We start from the raw sequence: 15,591 nt of genomic DNA, 5'->3' as shown, positions 1-15,591 counted from the left end.
ATTGCACCGCTGGCCGCCTTCGCTTGGGCGACGGCCAGCGGTGACTGGTTCAAACCGGCTTATTTACCGGATTTGATCTTGGTCCAGCTGCGAGTGATCAGGCGCAGGGTGGCCGCGTCCAGATCGCTGATCGCGTAGAGCTGCTTCTTCACTTCAGCCGAAGGGTAGATGCTCGGATCGCTGGTGATTTCCTTGTCCACCAGGGCGGTGGCCGCCTTGTTGCCGTTCGGGAAACGTACGGCGTTGGTGATTTCGGCCATCACTTTCGGCTCGAGCAGGTAGTTCATGAACTTGTAGGCGGCTTCGACGTTTTCGGCATCCTTGGGAATGGCGACCATGTCGTAGAAAGTACCGGCACCTTCTTTCGGAATGGTGTAGGCCAGTTTGACCTTGTCACCGGCTTCCTTGGCGCGGGTCTTGGATTGTTCCAGGTCACCCGAGTAGCCAACCGCTACGCAGATGTTGCCGTTGGCCAGGTCCGAGATGTACTTCGAGGAGTGGAAGTAAGCCACCGAAGGACGGATCTTGAGGAACAGGTCTTCGGCGGCTTTCAGGTCAGCCTTGTCCTTGCTGTTGGTCGGCTTGCCCAGATAGTGCAGAGCCGCGGGAATCATTTCGGTCGGCGCGTCGAGGAAGCTCACGCCGCAGCTTTTCAGCTTCTCGATGTTCTCAGGCTTGAACACGATGTCCCAGGAATCGATCTTGTCGATGCCCAGTGCAGCCTTGACCTTGGCCGGGTTGTAGCCGATGCCGATCGAACCCCACATGTACGGGAACGCGTGTTTGTTGCCCGGGTCGCTGGCGTCGCCAACGGCCTTGAGCAGGTCTTCGTCGAGGTTCTTCCAGTTCGTCAGCTTGGACTTGTCCAGTTCCTGATAAACGCCGGCCTTGATCTGCTTGGCCAGGAAGTTGTTGGAAGGCACCACGATGTCGTAACCGGATTTGCCGGCCAGCAGCTTGGCTTCCAGGGTTTCGTTGCTGTCGAAAACGTCATAGACGACCTTGATGCCCGTCTCTTTTTCGAAATTGGCAACCGTGTCCGGCGCGATGTAGTCGGACCAGTTGTAAACGTGCAACACCTTGTCGTCCGCCTGGACCGCACCCGCCATCACGCCCATCAGGGACATGGCGAGCAGAGTCTTGCCAGCGAGCTTTTTGCCTAATGCCTTCATGCGTTAATGCTCCAAATTTTTCTTTTTTGAACCACTTTGTTCAGCGGCCGAACCCGGACAACTGGAACCGCGGCTAGTCTGGCAAGATCCGAGGCGGTCTTTCAAGAAAAGACCAGCCTTTCTGACAGCTCAGAGCGACAGCGCAACAGCTCCATCGCTCTGAGCCTAGCACTTAGCCCTGCAACGCACTGAGGGTCAGGTCCAGACACTTGCGTGCCTTTGTAACCAGTTCATCGATCTCCGCCTTACTGATCACCAGCGGCGGCGCGATGATCATGGTGTCGCCCACGGCACGCATGATCAGCCCGTTGTCGAAGCAGAACTGGCGGCAGATCATGCCCACACCCTTGCCTTCGTAACGCTTGCGAGTGGCCTTGTCCTGCACCAGCTCGATGGCCCCCAGCAGGCCGACTCCGCGCACTTCACCCACCAACGGGTGATCGTTCAGTTCGCGCAGACGTTTCTGCAAATACGGTGCCGTTTCTTCATGGGCACGTTCGATGATTTTCTCTTCGCGCAGAATCCGGATGTTTTCCAGACCCACCGCCGCCGCCACCGGGTGACCGGAGTAGGTGAAGCCGTGGTTGAAATCGCCGCCCTCGTTGAGTACCGCCACCACTTCGTCGCGCACGATCAGGCCACCCATCGGGATGTAGCCGGACGTCAGGCCTTTGGCGATGGTCATCATGTGCGGCTTGAGATCGTAGAAATCGCTGCCGAACCATTGGCCAGTACGGCCGAAACCGCAGATCACTTCATCGGCCACGAACAGAATGTCGTACTTGGCGAGGATTTCCTTGATGCGCGGCCAGTAGGTTTCCGGCGGAATGATCACGCCGCCAGCGCCCTGGATTGGCTCGGCAATAAAGGCACCGACGTTGTCCACGCCGACTTCCAGAATCTTTTCTTCCAGCTGATTGGCCGCCCAGATCCCGAACTCTTCCGGGGTCATGTCGCCGCCTTCGGCAAACCAGTACGGCTGAGCGATGTGGACGATACCCGGAATCGGCAAATCGCCCTGCTCGTGCATGTAAGTCATGCCGCCCAGGCTTGCGCCGGCCACGGTGGAGCCGTGGTAGCCGTTCTTGCGGCTGATGATGACTTTCTTGTTCGGCTGGCCCTTGATCGCCCAGTAGTGGCGAACCATACGCAGCATGGTGTCGTTGCCTTCGGAACCGGAGCCGGTGAAGAACACGTGGTTCATGCCTTCTGGCGCCACGTCGGCGATGGCCTTGGCCAACTCCAGTGCTGGCGGGTGGGCGGTCTGGAAGAACAGGTTGTAGTAAGGCAGGTCGCGCATCTGCTTGGCGGCCGCATCGGCCAGCTCATCGCGCCCGTAACCGATCGCCACACACCACAGACCCGCCATGCCATCGAGGATCTTGTTGCCCTCGCTGTCCCACAGGTACACGCCCTTGGCGTTGGTGATGATCCGTGGACCTTTTTCTTTCAGCTGCTTGAAGTCGCTGAACGGAGCCAGGTGGTGATCGCTGCTGAGGGCTTGCCACTCACGGGTTTGCGGGTTGTTGCTGGTCATGCCAATTCTCCTTGTTATCGGTGAAGGCGCGGCGGCTGCCCACCGCGCCCGGCGTATCAGACGGCGAAGAGCAGGTACTCACGCTCCCAGGAACTGATCACGCGCTTGAAGTTTTCATGCTCGGCCCGCTTGACCGCGACGTAGCCGGTGATGAAGGTCTTGCCCAGGTACTTCTCGATGGTCGCGCTGTTTTCCATGCGCTCCAGCGCGTCTTCGATGGTCAGCGGCAGGCGCAGGTTGCGGCGCTCGTAACCACGGCCCACGACCGGCGCGCTCGGGTTGATGCCTTCAACCATGCCGATGTAGCCGCAGAGCAGGCTCGCGGCAATCGCCAGGTACGGGTTGGCGTCGGCGCCCGGCAGGCGGTTTTCCACGCGGCGGTTCTGCGGGCCGGCATCCGGGACGCGCAGGCCCACGGTGCGGTTTTCTTCGCCCCACTCCACGTTCACCGGTGCCGAGGTGTCCGGCAAGAAGCGGCGGAACGAGTTGACGTTCGGTGCGAACAGCGGCAGCAATTCCGGGATCAGTTTCTGCAGGCCACCGATGTGGTGCAGGAACAGCTGGCTCATGGTCCCGTCGTCGTTGGAGAACACGTTCTTGCCGGTCTCGATGTCGATGATGCTCTGGTGCAGGTGCATCGCACTGCCCGGCTCACCGGTCATCGGCTTGGCCATGAAGGTCGCCGCCACGTTGTGCTTGAGCGCGGCCTCGCGCATGGTGCGCTTGAACACCAGAATCTGGTCGGCCAGCGACAGGGCATCGCCGTGACGGAAGTTGATTTCCATCTGCGCCGTGCCGTCCTCGTGGATCAGCGTGTCGAGGTCCAGCTCCTGCAATTCGCACCAGTCGTAGACGTCTTCGAACAGCGGATCGAATTCGTTCGCCGCTTCGATGGAGAACGACTGGCGACCGATTTCCGGGCGCCCGGAACGACCGACCGGCGGCTGCAACGGATAGTCCGGGTCGTCGCTGCGCTTGGTCAGGTAGAACTCCATTTCCGGCGCCACGATTGGCTGCCAGCCCTTGTCGGCATAGAGTTTCAGGACTTTCTTGAGGACGTTGCGCGGCGACAGTTCGATCGGGTTGCCTTGCTTGTCGTAGGTGTCGTGGATCACCTGGGCGGTCGGCTCGATGGCCCAGGGCACCAGGTACACGGCGTTCTGGTCGGGACGGCAGATCATGTCGATGTCGGCCGGGTCGAGCAGTTCGTAATAGATGTCGTCTTCGACGTAGTCGCCGGTCACGGTCTGCAACAGAACGCTCTCTGGCAGGCGCATGCCTTTTTCGGCGATGAATTTGTTGGTCGGCGAGATCTTGCCCCGGGTGATGCCGGTCAAGTCGCCGATCATGCATTCGACTTCTGTGATCTTGTGGTCTTTCAACCAATCGGTGAGCTGGTCGAGGTTGTTACTCATATATGCCTCTGGGCTGAGTCTCCTGACAGATGTCAGGCAATGTTTGACGCACCTGGCGTCGCGTTAAAGGGCCTTGCTTGCGCGCAGTGCCGGCTTACGCCCGGCACCGCGCATAGACAATGAAGGAGGAGCTTACCTGCCCTTTACGCTGGCGTTGCATTTCCTGTGCACATCCCGGGTGTGCAGAATCACGGGCACGGCGACGGGCGCGATGCAGACCGGGAGCGGGAAAGAGATCTATATTGAAAGGAGTACCGCTGAAGAGGGTGCCTTCGCACACGTCCAGAATATCGGACGCTGCCGCTCGATCTGCCATGGATCGGGATATCGCAGGAACGTTGCAGGCCTTGCTGGCCACGCTGCGGACGGACGTGTCGCCACTGATGTGAGAAGCATGCAGACCGGACTGCAAAGAGCAGTCGGTGACGCCGATTAACGGCAGGCGAGACATGAAGCACCCCGGTATTATTGCTGTTATGGGTTTGATCGGAGCTTAGCCTTGTTCATTTTTTTACACAACACCCCCGTAAAAAATACAACACGGCCTGCTCAAGCCTGCGGGTGGCACGTCCTCCACGGATAAAAAAACGCCCCAAAGTGCCCCATAAATGCCCTCGCGGCGCTTTTTCAGGGCACAAAAGGCCTCGCTTGACTTCGGCAGGCCGTTCGGGTTGACTGAAACCAGAAAAGATCAATGATTGATATTTTTAACAACAAAGGTGTTGCATCATGTCGGTACCCCCGCGTGCCGTTCAGCTTAACGAAGCGAACGCGTTCCTTAAGGAACATCCTGAGGTTCTGTACGTTGACCTTCTGATTGCGGATATGAATGGTGTGGTGCGCGGCAAGCGCATCGAACGCACCAGCCTCCACAAGGTTTACGAGAAAGGCATCAACCTGCCGGCCTCTCTATTTGCTCTGGATATCAATGGTTCGACGGTGGAAAGCACCGGCCTGGGCCTGGACATCGGCGACGCCGACCGTATCTGCTATCCAATCCCCGATACCCTGTGCAACGAGCCATGGCAGAAGCGCCCGACCGCGCAACTGTTGATGACCATGCACGAACTCGAAGGTGACCCTTTCTTCGCCGACCCGCGCGAAGTGCTCCGTCAAGTTGTCGCAAAGTTTGACGAGCTCGGCCTGACCATCTGCGCCGCGTTCGAACTCGAGTTCTACCTGATCGACCAGGAAAACGTGAACGGCCGCCCTCAGCCGCCGCGCTCGCCGATCTCCGGCAAACGCCCGCATTCGACCCAGGTTTACCTGATCGACGACCTCGACGAATACGTCGACTGCCTCCAGGACATTCTGGAAGGCGCCAAAGAGCAAGGCATTCCGGCCGACGCCATCGTCAAGGAAAGTGCCCCGGCGCAGTTCGAAGTGAACCTGCACCACGTCGCCGACCCGATCAAGGCATGCGACTACGCGGTCCTGCTCAAGCGTCTGATCAAGAACATCGCCTACGACCATGAAATGGACACCACCTTCATGGCCAAGCCGTATCCGGGCCAGGCAGGCAACGGGCTGCACGTCCACATTTCGGTGCTCGACAAAGAAGGCAAAAACATTTTTGCCAGCGAGGATCCCGAGCAGAACGCCGCGCTGCGTCACGCGATCGGCGGTGTGCTCGAGACCCTGCCCGCGCAGATGGCTTTCCTCTGCCCGAACGTCAATTCCTACCGTCGTTTCGGCGCACAGTTCTACGTGCCGAACTCGCCGAGCTGGGGCCTGGACAACCGCACCGTGGCCCTGCGCGTACCGACCGGCTCCGCCGACGCGGTCCGTCTGGAACACCGCGTAGCCGGCGCCGACGCCAACCCGTACCTGCTGATGGCTTCGGTGCTGGCGGGCGTGCATCACGGCCTGACCAACAAGATCGAGCCGCCGCCTCCGACCGAAGGCAACAGCTACGAGCAGAACGAGCAGAGCCTGCCGAACAACTTGCGCGATGCCCTGCGCGAGCTGGACGACAGCGAGGTGATGGCCAAGTACATCGATCCGAAATACATCGATATCTTCGTTGCCTGTAAGGAAAGCGAGCTGGAAGAGTTTGAACATTCCATCTCCGACCTTGAGTACAACTGGTACCTGCACACCGTTTAAACGGTTGCAGTAACAAAAAACGCCGCAGGCTATTGAGCCTGCGGTTTTTTTTGCCTGGCATTTTCCGTTGAATATTGGCGCAACAAACAAGGACCAGTCCTACGGACTGCTCCGATACGACCTACATATTGGCCCTGACCGCACTCTCACACTCGGAAACGCCGCAACTTGGCCGGCTAACTTTCCTGAGTACAGAGAACAATGACCCTGAAAAAACAACTGTTGGGCGCGACGCTCACTTTGATCATCGCCGGCGTGTACACCACGACCTGGGCGAGCCCGGGACATCTCCCCGCCTGGAGTTACACGGCGCCCACCGGTCCTGAAAACTGGGGCGATTTGCATGAGGAGTACGCGCTTTGTTCGTCCGGCAAAGTGCAGTCGCCTATTGATATCAACGACGCGACCGTAACAGCGCTTGCACCACTGGTCTTCTCCTATCAGCCAAGCGCCGCGACAGTCCTGAACAATGGCCACACAATCCAGCTTTCACCGACGGACTCAGGCAGTCTGACGCTGGCCTCCGGCAACTACAGCTTTGTGCAAATGCACTTCCACACGCCAAGTGAAGAATCCATTCAGGGCCGCACCTATCCAATGGACGCGCATCTGGTTCACCGCAACGCAGCAGGTGAACTCGCGGTGGTTGCGCTGTTGTTTGAAGAGGGCGCACACAATCCGGCACTGGAAGTGATCCTGGCGGCCATGCCCACGGTCGCAGGTGATGTCGTGAACCTGGAATCAATCGACATTGCAGCATTTCTGCCCGCATCGCATCACTACTACGCCTACATGGGATCTCTGACGACACCTCCATGTGCAGAAGGCGTGCGCTGGCAGGTGCTTTCCAGCGTGGTGCAGCTCTCGTCGGCACAACTCCGGGCTTTCCAGGCCTTGTACCCGATGAATGCACGTCCGGTTCAGCCACTCAATGGCCGGAGTGTGCACGTCGGTAGCTAAACCGCAGTGGCGGGCAGTCCGGGCAGCAGGCCTTGTACAGACAAGGCATCAGACGCCTCGTACAATGCCTGCTGCCCTCGCAGGAGACTTCCATGACTCGACTCGCCCCTCCACGCAAACCCCGTGCCCGCAGTCAGGCGCGGATCGATTCGATACTCGACGCCGCGCGCACGCTGCTGGCCGCCGAGGGTGTGGCGAGCCTGTCGATCTACAGCGTGGCCGAGCGCGCACAGATTCCGCCCTCCTCCGTCTACCACTTCTTCGCCAGTGTCCCGGCGCTGCTCGAAGCCCTGACGGCAGATGTGCACGCAGCCTTCCGCGCCTGCCTGCAAGCACCGATCGATCACGATGCCCTGCGCGACTGGCGCGACCTGTCGCGGCTGGTCGAGGAGCGGATGCTGGAGATCTACGGCGAGGATGCCGCCGCCCGCCAGCTGATCCTCGCGCAGCACGGCCTCACCGAAGTCACCCAGGCCGATCGCCAACACGACCTCGAACTGGGCGACCTGATGCACAAGCTGTTCGACCATCACTTCGAACTGCCGCGCCTGCCGGATGACGTCGATGTGTTCGCGCTGGCCATGGAGCTGGGCGACCGCGTCTACGCCCGTTCGGTGCAGCAGCACGGGCAGATCACCCCGCGCATGGCCGAGGAAGGCATGCGGGTGTTTGATGCCTATATCGGGCTGTATCTGCCGCCCTATCTGCCCAAACGGATTCTCTAGCGATGATCGTTCCCACGCTCTGCGTGGGAATGCAGCCCGTGACGCTCCGCGTCACTGGACGCGGAGCGTCCCCAGAGGCATTCCCACGCGGAGCGTGGGAACGATCAACATCAGCGATCAACAAAAAACCCCGAAGGGCTCACACCCTTCGGGGTTGTTTTTTACTCACAGGCTTACAACTTGGCGATGGACACCTCGGTGGATTTCACGAAGGCGATCACTTCGCTGCCGACCTCCAGTTCCAGTTCCTTGACCGAACGGGTGGTGATCACCGAAGTGACGATGCCGGAAGCGGTCTGCACGTCGATTTCCGACAGCACGTCGCCGAGAACAATCTCCTTGATCGCGCCTTTGAACTGGTTGCGTACGTTGATGGCTTTGATAGTCATGGCATTTCTCCTAGGATCGAAATGAGCGGCAAGCGGCAAGCTACAAGCTGCAAGTAAAAGCGATCTGCTTTCGCTTGCGGCTTGAGGCTTGAAGCTCGCAGCTGCTTCATTGCGCCCAACGCAGTTGCGTAGGCAAGGGTGAAACGGGTTCCGGCGCCGGCGGTTCGCCGGGCAGGGACAACACACGGTTGAGCACTTCGGTTTCCAGCGCCGCCAGGCGATGGGAGCCACGGACCCGAGGGCGCGGCAGCTCCACTTGCAGGTCAAGGCCGACTTCGCCGTCCTCGATCAGAATCACCCGGTCGGCAACCGCCACCGCTTCGCTGACGTCGTGGGTCACCAGCAACACGGTGAAACCATGCTGTTGCCAGAGACGTTCGATCAGTTGCTGCATCTCGATCCGGGTCAGCGCATCCAGTGCGCCCAATGGCTCGTCCAGCAGCAACAGACGCGGTTGATGAATCAGCGCCCGGGCCAGCGCCACGCGCTGCTTCTGCCCGCCGGACAGTGCCGCCGGCCATTCGTTGGCGCGATCGGCGAGGCCGACTGCATCCAGCGCCTGCAAGGCTTGCGCACGCCAGTTGCCCTTGAGGCCGAGACCGACGTTGTCGATGATCTTTTTCCACGGCAGCAGCCGTGCTTCCTGGAACATCAACCGGGTGTCATCCCGCGCATCGCTGAGCGGTGCAGCTCCGGCAAGCAAATCGCCGCCACTAGGTTGATCAAGGCCTGCGAGCAAGCGCAGGAATGTGCTCTTGCCACATCCGCTGCGCCCGACCACGGCGACGAATTGCCCCGCCGGAATGTGCAGATCGATGTCCCGCAGCACTTGTCGCGTGCCGAAGGTCTTTTGCAGGTTGCGCACCACCAGCGGAATCCCGCGCAGCAGGCGCGGAGGTTGTTGAGCGGTCATGCCGCACCTCCTTTCGCCACTTGATACGCCGGATGCCAGCGCAACCAAACACGTTCAAGGCCACGGGCCGCGAGGTCGGCCAGTTTGCCGAGCACTGCGTAGAGCAAAATCGCCAGCACCACCACGTCGGTCTGCAAAAACTCCCGGGCGTTCATCGCCAGGTAACCGATGCCGGAGCTGGCGGAGATGGTTTCCGCGACGATCAGCGTCAACCACATGAAGCCCAGGGCGAAGCGCACGCCGACCAGAATCGAGGGCAGCGCACCCGGCAGAATCACCTGCCAGAACAGGCTGAAACCGGACAGGCCATAACTGCGCGCCATCTCCACCAGCGCCGGATCGACGTTGCGGATGCCGTGATAGGTGTTGAGGTAGATCGGGAACAAAGTGCCCAACGCCACCAGGAAAATCTTCGCCGACTCATCGATGCCGAACCACAGGATCACCAGCGGAATCAGCGCCAGGTGCGGCACGTTGCGAATCATCTGCACCGAACTGTCGAGCAAACGTTCGCCCCACTTCGACAGGCCGGTGATGAAGCCCAGTACCAGACCGATGCTGCCGCCGATGGTGAAACCCAGCGCGGCGCGCCAGCCGCTGATCGCCAGGTGCGTCCAGATTTCGCCGCTGCGCACCAGGCTCACACCGGCTTCGATCACCGCCACCGGCGCCGGCAGAATCCGCGTCGACAGCCAACCGGCCGACACCGACAACTGCCACACCGCCAGCAACAGCACCGGCAACGCCCAGGGCGCGAGGCTGTGGATAAATTTCTTCATGGCGGCGCCTCAGCTCTGGGACGCGGCTTTGGGAAGAATGTCGTTGGCCACCATCTCGCCGAACGGGCTGACGTAACCGGCGCTTTTTGGCAATTCCGGACGCTCGACGTCGAGGTGCGGGAACAGCAGTTCAGCCACCCGATACGATTCTTCGAGGTGTGGATAACCGGAGAAGATGAAGGTATCGATGCCCAGGTCCGCGTATTCCTTAACGCGTGCCGCCACGGTCGGGCCGTCGCCAACCAGCGCGGTACCGGCACCGCCGCGCACCAGACCGACGCCCGCCCACAGGTTCGGGCTGACTTCGAGGTTGTCGCGGCTGCCACCGTGCAGCGCAGCCATGCGTTGCTGGCCGACCGAATCGAACCGCGCCAGCGAAGCCTGGGCACGTTTGATGGTGTCGTCGTCCAGATGCGAGATCAGGCGATCTGCCGCTTGCCAGGCTTCAGCGTTGGTTTCCCGCACGATCACATGTAGACGAATGCCGAAGCGCACGGTGCGGCCGAGCTTGGCGGCTTTGGCGCGAACCTGTTCGATTTTCTCGGCAACGGCCGCCGGCGGCTCGCCCCAGGTCAGGACCATTTCCACTTGTTCGGCGGCCAGATCCTGCGCCGCTTCTGACGAGCCACCGAAGTACAACGGCGGACGCGGTTGCTGGATCGGCGGATAGAGCAATTTGGCGCCCTTCACGCTGATGTGCTCGCCGTCGTAATCCACGGTTTCACCTTCCAGCACGCGGCGCCAGATCCGGGTGAATTCCACCGAGGCCTGATAGCGCGCTTCGTGATCGAGGAACAGACCGTCGCCGGCCAACTCTTCCGGATCGCCACCGGTCACCAGGTTGAACAGCGCACGGCCACCGGACAGGCGATCCAGCGTTGCCGCCTGACGCGCCGCCACCGTCGGGGAAATGATCCCGGGGCGCAGGGCGACAAGGAATTTCAGACGCTGGGTCACCGGGATCAGCGATGCCGCCACCAGCCACGAGTCCTCGCAGGAGCGGCCGGTGGGAATCAGCACGCCGCCGAAACCCAGTCGATCCGCCGCTTGCGCGATCTGTTGCAGATAGCCGTGGTCGACGGCGCGGGCGCCTTCGGCGGTGCCAAGGTAATGGCCGTCGCCGTGGGTAGGCAGGAACCAGAAGATGTTGAGGCTCATGGAGTGGTCTCCTTGGGGATTCGATTTACTGGGCTTGGGTGACCGAGCTTTGGGCCACAGCGGCCGGCGGGGTCCAGATCACGTCCTTGATGCTCAACGGCTTGGGAATCAACTTGAGCTGGTAGAAGGTGTCGGCGATTTTCTGTTGCGCGGCGACCACTTCCGGGGTCAGGAACAGCGCGCCGTAGCCCTGGCGTTTCACCGAGGTCAGGGTGATGTCTGCCGGCAGGCCGAGCAGCGGCGACACCTGTTGAGTCACGTCTTCCGGGTTGGCCTTGGACCATTCGCCGACGGCGCGCACTTCTTCCACGAGGGTCTTGATCACCTCGGGATTTTTCTGTGCGTAGGGTTTGGTCGCCAGGTAGAACTGGTGGTTATCGACGATGCCTTTGCCGTCACGCAGGGTGTGCGCTTGCAGTTGTTTCTCGGCGGCGGCCTGGTACGGATCCCAGATGACCCAGGCGTCGACGCTGCCACGCTCGAACGCGGCGCGGGCATCGGCCGGCGGCAGGAATACGGTTTGAATGTCGCTGTACTTGAGGCCGGCGTCTTCCAGCGCACGCACCAGCAGGTAGTGGACGTTGGAACCTTTGTTCAGGGCGACTTTCTTGCCCTTGAGATCCGCCACCGATTTGATCGGCGAATCTTTCGGCACGAGGATCGCTTCGCTGTTCGGCGCTGGTGGCTCGTAAGCGACGTAAAGCAGATCGGCACCGGCTGCCTGAGCAAAGACCGGCGGGGTTTCGCCGGTGACACCGAAGTCGATCGAGCCGACGTTCAGGCCTTCCAGCAGTTGCGGGCCGCCGGGGAATTCAGTCCATTGCACGTCGACGCCTTGGGCGGCGAGGCGTTTTTCCAGCGTGCCTTTGGCTTTGAGCAGCACCAGCGTGCCGTACTTCTGATAACCGATACGCAGGGTTTCGGCTTGAGCTTGAGTGATGGCGCCGAAGGACACAGCCGCAGCAAACAGAGCGACCAGACCACGACGCAAAAATACAGTGCGCATAGCGCTCTCCTTTTTGCTGTTGGGTTTTGGCTGCACCTGCTTGGCCGTTGGCGGCTGAGTAAGGTGAGTACTTCAAGTTTCGGTGTGGCTCAAATGCTCCAGCGAGCACTCAACAAACGTTCATTCAACAGCCCCGGCTCCAGCGGCTTCGGCCGGCGGGCCATGGCGCTGACAAACTGGTCCAGCGCTTCATGCAACCGCTGCTCCAGCGCCGGAGCCAACTGCGCCTGGGCACTGCCTTCGCCGTAAGCGATCTGACTGTCCTCGGCAAATATCCCTTGCAGCATTTCCTGGGCCTTCAATGCCGACAGCACCGGTTTGAGGCCGTAATCGACCACCAGCATGTGGGCGATGCTGCCGCCGGTGGCCATCGGCAGAACAATCTTGTGGTTCAGCGCACGCTCGGGCAGCAGATCCAGCACGGTCTTCAGGGCGCCGGAGAACGACGCCTTGTACACCGGCGTGGCGATCAGCAGGCCATCGGCGTTTTCAATCTGTTGCAGCAAGTCGAGCACCTTCGGGCTGTCGAAGCGGGCGTGAAGCAGGTCTTCGGCCGGGAAGTCCCGCACCTGATAACTCACCACTTCCACCCCTTGCTGCTGCAACCAGCGCTGCGAGCGTTCCAGCAACACCCCGGAGCGGGAACGTTGACTGGGACTGCCACCGAGTGAGACGACCAGCATTCAGAGAATTCCTTGCGCGTTACAGGCGATTCGCGGGTTGCGATCTCGCTTCGATGTGAGTGACCTTACCAGCTGATTCATATATCCATAAATCATATTTATTCATTTGGTTATTCTTTATGGAGATATGCATTTCCCTTTCCAGCGGGCAAAAAAACAGGCCGTGAAAACGGCCTGAAACCCTGCATCGTGTTCGTACTGATCGCTCCCTAGCAATGATGATCGTTCCCACGTCGAGGCGTCGAACCGTCTGCGTGGGAATGAATCCATGGACGCTCCGCGTCCACTGTGACGCAGAGCGTCACGGGCGGCATTCCCACGCGGAGCGTGGGAACGATCTGCCCAGTAAGATTATTTGTTGGGCTGTGGGGTCAGGCGCAGGTACGGCTTCACCGCGCGATAGCCCTTCGGAAAGCGTTGCTTTATTTCGTCTTCGTCCTTGAGCGACGGCACGATCACCACTTCTTCGCCGTCCTGCCAGTTGGCCGGGGTGGCCACCTTGTAGTTGTCGGTGAGCTGCAGCGAATCGATCACCCGCAGGATCTCGTGGAAGTTGCGCCCGGTGCTCGCCGGGTAGGTGATGGTCAGGCGGATCTTCTTGTTCGGATCGATCACGAACAGCGAACGCACGGTCAGGGTGTCGTTGGCGTTCGGGTGGATCAGATCGTACAGATCGGAAACCTTGCGATCGGCATCGGCCAGGATCGGGAAGTTGACGATGGTGTTCTGGGTTTCGTTGATGTCCTCGATCCACTTGTGGTGCGAGTCCACCGGGTCGACCGACAGGGCAATGGCTTTCACGCCGCGCTTGCTGAACTCGTCCTTGAGCTTGGCAGTGAAGCCCAGCTCGGTGGTGCAGACCGGGGTAAAGTCCGCCGGGTGGGAAAACAGCACGCCCCAGCTATCGCCCAGCCATTCGTGAAAACGAATCTTGCCGGCGCTGGAATCCTGTTCGAAATCGGGGGCGATGTCGCCAAGTCTGAGGCTCATGGTGCGGCTCCTGATAAGGGGTTGGAGACCTCAACTGTAGCTCGGGATTCGTTCTTCTGAAAAAGAATAAATAACTAGATATTTATATCTTTATCGAATATTAAACATCTGTTCACTGGACGCCCCGCAGCATCGCGACGAACATCGCCCTCAAGGTTCGAGAAGGCCTTGAGTTGCTGTAAAGAGGGAAACATCGGGAAAGGCTTACGGGGGTGAGCCGGACCCGAAAACGCAAAAGCCCCGTCCGGCGCGATGCCGGACGGGGCTTTTTTACATCAGTGCAGGATCGCGCTATTACAGCAGCGGGATCGAGTAGCTGACGATCAGGCGGTTTTCATCCTGGTCACGCTGACCTGGAATGTCGTTGCGCCAGGTAGCGTTTTTCCACATGAAACCCAGGTTTTTCGCCGGGCCCTCAGGAATCACATAACCGATGGTGAAGTCGCGTTCCCACTCGGAGTTGCCATTGCCGTTCTCACGACGGTTGGAACCCACGGTGTCGATGTCGCTGCCACGCAGGTAGACCATACCGGCAGTCAGGCCTGGCAGGCCGACCTTGGCGAAGTCATACGAGTAGCGGGCTTGCCAGGTTTTCTCGCCGGCACGACCGAACTTCTGGATCTGCATGTCGGTGATGGTGTAGTTCGAGGAGCCGTCGCCCTGGTTCAGCCAAGGGAAGTCGGAGCTGCCGTTGGACACCTGGTAGCCACCACCGAAGGTGTGACCTTCAACGGTGTAAAGGAACAAGCCGCTGTACAGGTTGTTGTCGATCGGGCCTTTGCCGCTGACGTTGCCGACATAGTTACCGTTGCCGAAGTAGGCTGCGGTGTTGTTGTTGGCGCCATCGTCGCTGCTGTGGAAGTAACGGAAGTCAGACTTCAGCACGCCCGGGCCGATTGCCCAGTTGTGAACCAGACCCAGGAAGTGTTGCTTGTAGAAGTCTTCCAGGTTGCCGTAGTAGTACTGGGCAGTCAGGTCCTTGGTGATCTTGTAGTCACCACCGGCGTAGTAGAACTTGTTGCTATTGGCTACGCGAGCGTTCGCACCGCCAATGGACAGGTTCTCGTTGTTGCTGGAGTTACGACCTTTCACCGCTTCGATTTGACCAGCGACCAGAGTCAGGTCCTTGATCTCGCCGGAAGTGATCTGACCGCCCTGCCAGGTTTGAGGCAGCAGACGACCGTCGTTGGTCACGATGACCGGGTTCTTCGGCTGCAGGGTACCCAGCTTCAGTTCGGTCTGGGAGATCTTGGCTTTGGCAGTCAGGCCCAGGCTGGAGAAGTTATCCACCGCTTCGCCGTTGGACTTGCTCGGGAACACAGTGCCGCCGTAAGAGGTAGCAGTGGCGCCGTTGGTGCCGCCGCCCGAATCCAGACGCACGCCCAGCAGGCCGATGGCGTCGATACCGAAGCCTACAGTGCCTTGGGTGTAACCGGAGATGAAGCGCAGATCGAAGCCTTGACCCCATTCTTCGTTTTTGTTCTGCACGCCGGAAGCGGTTTTGGCAGCGCTGTCACGGTTGTCAGTGTTGATGTAGAAGTTACGCAGACCCAGAGTGGCCTTGCTGTCTTCGATGAAACCGGCTGCGCCTGCCTGCTGCGCAATAACCCCTACGGCCACGGCCAGGGCCAAGGTGGACTTGTTCATGTATCGCTCCTCTCGTTTCTAATTCTTGTGTTCCTGGTCCGGGGTCTGATGCCCCTGGATCCTAAGATGCGCGATTAGCGCCAGACCGTGACTGACAAGTCAATCGTAACC

At 60.0% G+C, this 15,591-nt stretch carries 14 protein-coding genes; 3 read left to right on the top strand and 11 right to left on the bottom strand.

Going from position 1 to position 15,591, the window contains the following annotated elements:
* Nucleotides 1–59: 59 nt before the first annotated feature.
* The 3 genes from ACTJK7_RS10600 to ACTJK7_RS10590 all read right to left on the bottom strand — a co-directional run bounded on the left by ACTJK7_RS10600 (nucleotide 60) and on the right by ACTJK7_RS10590 (nucleotide 4,124).
* Nucleotides 60–1,172: a polyamine ABC transporter substrate-binding protein gene (locus ACTJK7_RS10600; protein ID WP_011336446.1), complete on the bottom strand. Its 1,113-nt coding sequence runs from the start codon at nucleotides 1,170–1,172 to the stop codon at nucleotides 60–62.
* 172 nt (nucleotides 1,173–1,344) lie between these two features.
* A complete protein-coding gene (locus ACTJK7_RS10595; protein ID WP_440779474.1) occupies nucleotides 1,345–2,709 on the bottom strand; it encodes an aspartate aminotransferase family protein in 1,365 nt (454 codons plus the stop codon).
* Nucleotides 2,710–2,765: 56 nt separating this feature from the next.
* A complete protein-coding gene (locus tag ACTJK7_RS10590; RefSeq protein ID WP_011336448.1) occupies nucleotides 2,766–4,124 on the bottom strand; it encodes a glutamine synthetase family protein in 1,359 nt (452 codons plus the stop codon).
* A 729-nt stretch (nucleotides 4,125–4,853) separates the two neighbouring features.
* On the opposite strand from ACTJK7_RS10590, the gene ACTJK7_RS10585 reads away from it, so the two are divergent.
* The 3 genes from ACTJK7_RS10585 (at nucleotide 4,854) to ACTJK7_RS10575 (ending at nucleotide 7,915) form a co-directional block, all read left to right on the top strand.
* Entirely contained in the window at nucleotides 4,854–6,230 is a 1,377-nt protein-coding gene (locus ACTJK7_RS10585; protein ID WP_039765386.1) for a glutamine synthetase family protein, read from the top strand.
* A 201-nt stretch (nucleotides 6,231–6,431) separates the two neighbouring features.
* Nucleotides 6,432–7,190, top strand: coding sequence for a carbonic anhydrase (locus ACTJK7_RS10580; RefSeq protein ID WP_440779471.1), 759 nt, complete (start codon nucleotides 6,432–6,434; stop codon nucleotides 7,188–7,190).
* Nucleotides 7,191–7,282: 92 nt separating this feature from the next.
* Nucleotides 7,283–7,915 carry a TetR/AcrR family transcriptional regulator gene (locus tag ACTJK7_RS10575; RefSeq protein WP_085653969.1) on the top strand — a complete coding sequence of 211 codons (633 nt, stop codon included), beginning with the start codon at nucleotides 7,283–7,285 and terminating at the stop codon, nucleotides 7,913–7,915.
* Nucleotides 7,916–8,088: 173 nt separating this feature from the next.
* Here ACTJK7_RS10575 and ACTJK7_RS10570 read toward each other — a convergent pair whose 3' ends face one another.
* The 8 genes from ACTJK7_RS10570 to ACTJK7_RS10535 form a co-directional block, all read right to left on the bottom strand.
* On the bottom strand, nucleotides 8,089–8,304 hold the full coding sequence (locus ACTJK7_RS10570) for a TOBE domain-containing protein (RefSeq protein WP_007953520.1): 216 nt from the start codon (nucleotides 8,302–8,304) through the stop codon (nucleotides 8,089–8,091).
* A 106-nt stretch (nucleotides 8,305–8,410) separates the two neighbouring features.
* The gene (gene ssuB / locus ACTJK7_RS10565) at nucleotides 8,411–9,217 is read right to left on the bottom strand and encodes an aliphatic sulfonates ABC transporter ATP-binding protein (protein WP_108563509.1); all 807 of its coding nucleotides are present in this window, start codon (nucleotides 9,215–9,217) and stop codon (nucleotides 8,411–8,413) included.
* Nucleotides 9,214–9,996 carry an aliphatic sulfonate ABC transporter permease SsuC gene (gene ssuC, locus ACTJK7_RS10560; RefSeq protein ID WP_011336451.1) on the bottom strand — a complete coding sequence of 261 codons (783 nt, stop codon included), beginning with the start codon at nucleotides 9,994–9,996 and terminating at the stop codon, nucleotides 9,214–9,216. Before ssuC ends, ssuB begins: the two co-directional genes overlap by 4 nt.
* 9 nt (nucleotides 9,997–10,005) lie before the next feature.
* Complete coding sequence (ssuD, locus tag ACTJK7_RS10555) at nucleotides 10,006–11,154, bottom strand: FMNH2-dependent alkanesulfonate monooxygenase (protein ID WP_440779468.1); 1,149 nt, start codon at nucleotides 11,152–11,154, stop codon at nucleotides 10,006–10,008.
* 25 nt (nucleotides 11,155–11,179) lie between these two features.
* Nucleotides 11,180–12,160 carry a sulfonate ABC transporter substrate-binding protein gene (locus ACTJK7_RS10550; RefSeq protein WP_011336453.1) on the bottom strand — a complete coding sequence of 327 codons (981 nt, stop codon included), beginning with the start codon at nucleotides 12,158–12,160 and terminating at the stop codon, nucleotides 11,180–11,182.
* 89 nt (nucleotides 12,161–12,249) lie between these two features.
* Nucleotides 12,250–12,843, bottom strand: coding sequence for an NADPH-dependent FMN reductase (ssuE, locus tag ACTJK7_RS10545; protein ID WP_108563510.1), 594 nt, complete (start codon nucleotides 12,841–12,843; stop codon nucleotides 12,250–12,252).
* 351 nt (nucleotides 12,844–13,194) lie between these two features.
* Nucleotides 13,195–13,833: a peroxiredoxin gene (locus ACTJK7_RS10540; RefSeq protein WP_016772650.1), complete on the bottom strand. Its 639-nt coding sequence runs from the start codon at nucleotides 13,831–13,833 to the stop codon at nucleotides 13,195–13,197.
* A 294-nt stretch (nucleotides 13,834–14,127) separates the two neighbouring features.
* Entirely contained in the window at nucleotides 14,128–15,480 is a 1,353-nt protein-coding gene (locus ACTJK7_RS10535; protein ID WP_064379984.1) for an OprD family porin, read from the bottom strand.
* Nucleotides 15,481–15,591: the final 111 nt, after the last annotated feature.

It is taken from the genome of Pseudomonas sp. 22085 (genome assembly GCF_052045815.1).
Lineage (GTDB): Bacteria > Pseudomonadota > Gammaproteobacteria > Pseudomonadales > Pseudomonadaceae > Aquipseudomonas > Aquipseudomonas glycinae.
Note: the sequence above shows the minus strand (reverse complement) of the source record. Positions and strands in the feature narration are given on the sequence as shown.

Bases quoted from the DNA above. Each gene is read 5' to 3' on its own strand.
- ACTJK7_RS10580 (WP_440779471.1), top strand. From the start codon at position 6,432: ATGACCCTGAAAAAACAACTGTTGGGCGCGACGCTCACTTTGATCATC.
- ssuC (WP_011336451.1), bottom strand. From the start codon at position 9,996: ATGAAGAAATTTATCCACAGCCTCGCGCCCTGGGCGTTGCCGGTGCTG.
- ACTJK7_RS10540 (WP_016772650.1), bottom strand. From the start codon at position 13,833: ATGAGCCTCAGACTTGGCGACATCGCCCCCGATTTCGAACAGGATTCC.
- ACTJK7_RS10600 (WP_011336446.1), bottom strand. From the start codon at position 1,172: ATGAAGGCATTAGGCAAAAAGCTCGCTGGCAAGACTCTGCTCGCCATG.
- ssuB (WP_108563509.1), bottom strand. From the start codon at position 9,217: ATGACCGCTCAACAACCTCCGCGCCTGCTGCGCGGGATTCCGCTGGTG.
- ACTJK7_RS10575 (WP_085653969.1), top strand. From the start codon at position 7,283: ATGACTCGACTCGCCCCTCCACGCAAACCCCGTGCCCGCAGTCAGGCG.
- ACTJK7_RS10585 (WP_039765386.1), top strand. From the start codon at position 4,854: ATGTCGGTACCCCCGCGTGCCGTTCAGCTTAACGAAGCGAACGCGTTC.
- ACTJK7_RS10595 (WP_440779474.1), bottom strand. From the start codon at position 2,709: ATGACCAGCAACAACCCGCAAACCCGTGAGTGGCAAGCCCTCAGCAGC.
- ssuD (WP_440779468.1), bottom strand. From the start codon at position 11,154: ATGAGCCTCAACATCTTCTGGTTCCTGCCTACCCACGGCGACGGCCAT.
- ACTJK7_RS10570 (WP_007953520.1), bottom strand. From the start codon at position 8,304: ATGACTATCAAAGCCATCAACGTACGCAACCAGTTCAAAGGCGCGATC.
- ssuE (WP_108563510.1), bottom strand. From the start codon at position 12,843: ATGCTGGTCGTCTCACTCGGTGGCAGTCCCAGTCAACGTTCCCGCTCC.
- ACTJK7_RS10550 (WP_011336453.1), bottom strand. From the start codon at position 12,160: ATGCGCACTGTATTTTTGCGTCGTGGTCTGGTCGCTCTGTTTGCTGCG.
- ACTJK7_RS10535 (WP_064379984.1), bottom strand. From the start codon at position 15,480: ATGAACAAGTCCACCTTGGCCCTGGCCGTGGCCGTAGGGGTTATTGCG.
- ACTJK7_RS10590 (WP_011336448.1), bottom strand. From the start codon at position 4,124: ATGAGTAACAACCTCGACCAGCTCACCGATTGGTTGAAAGACCACAAG.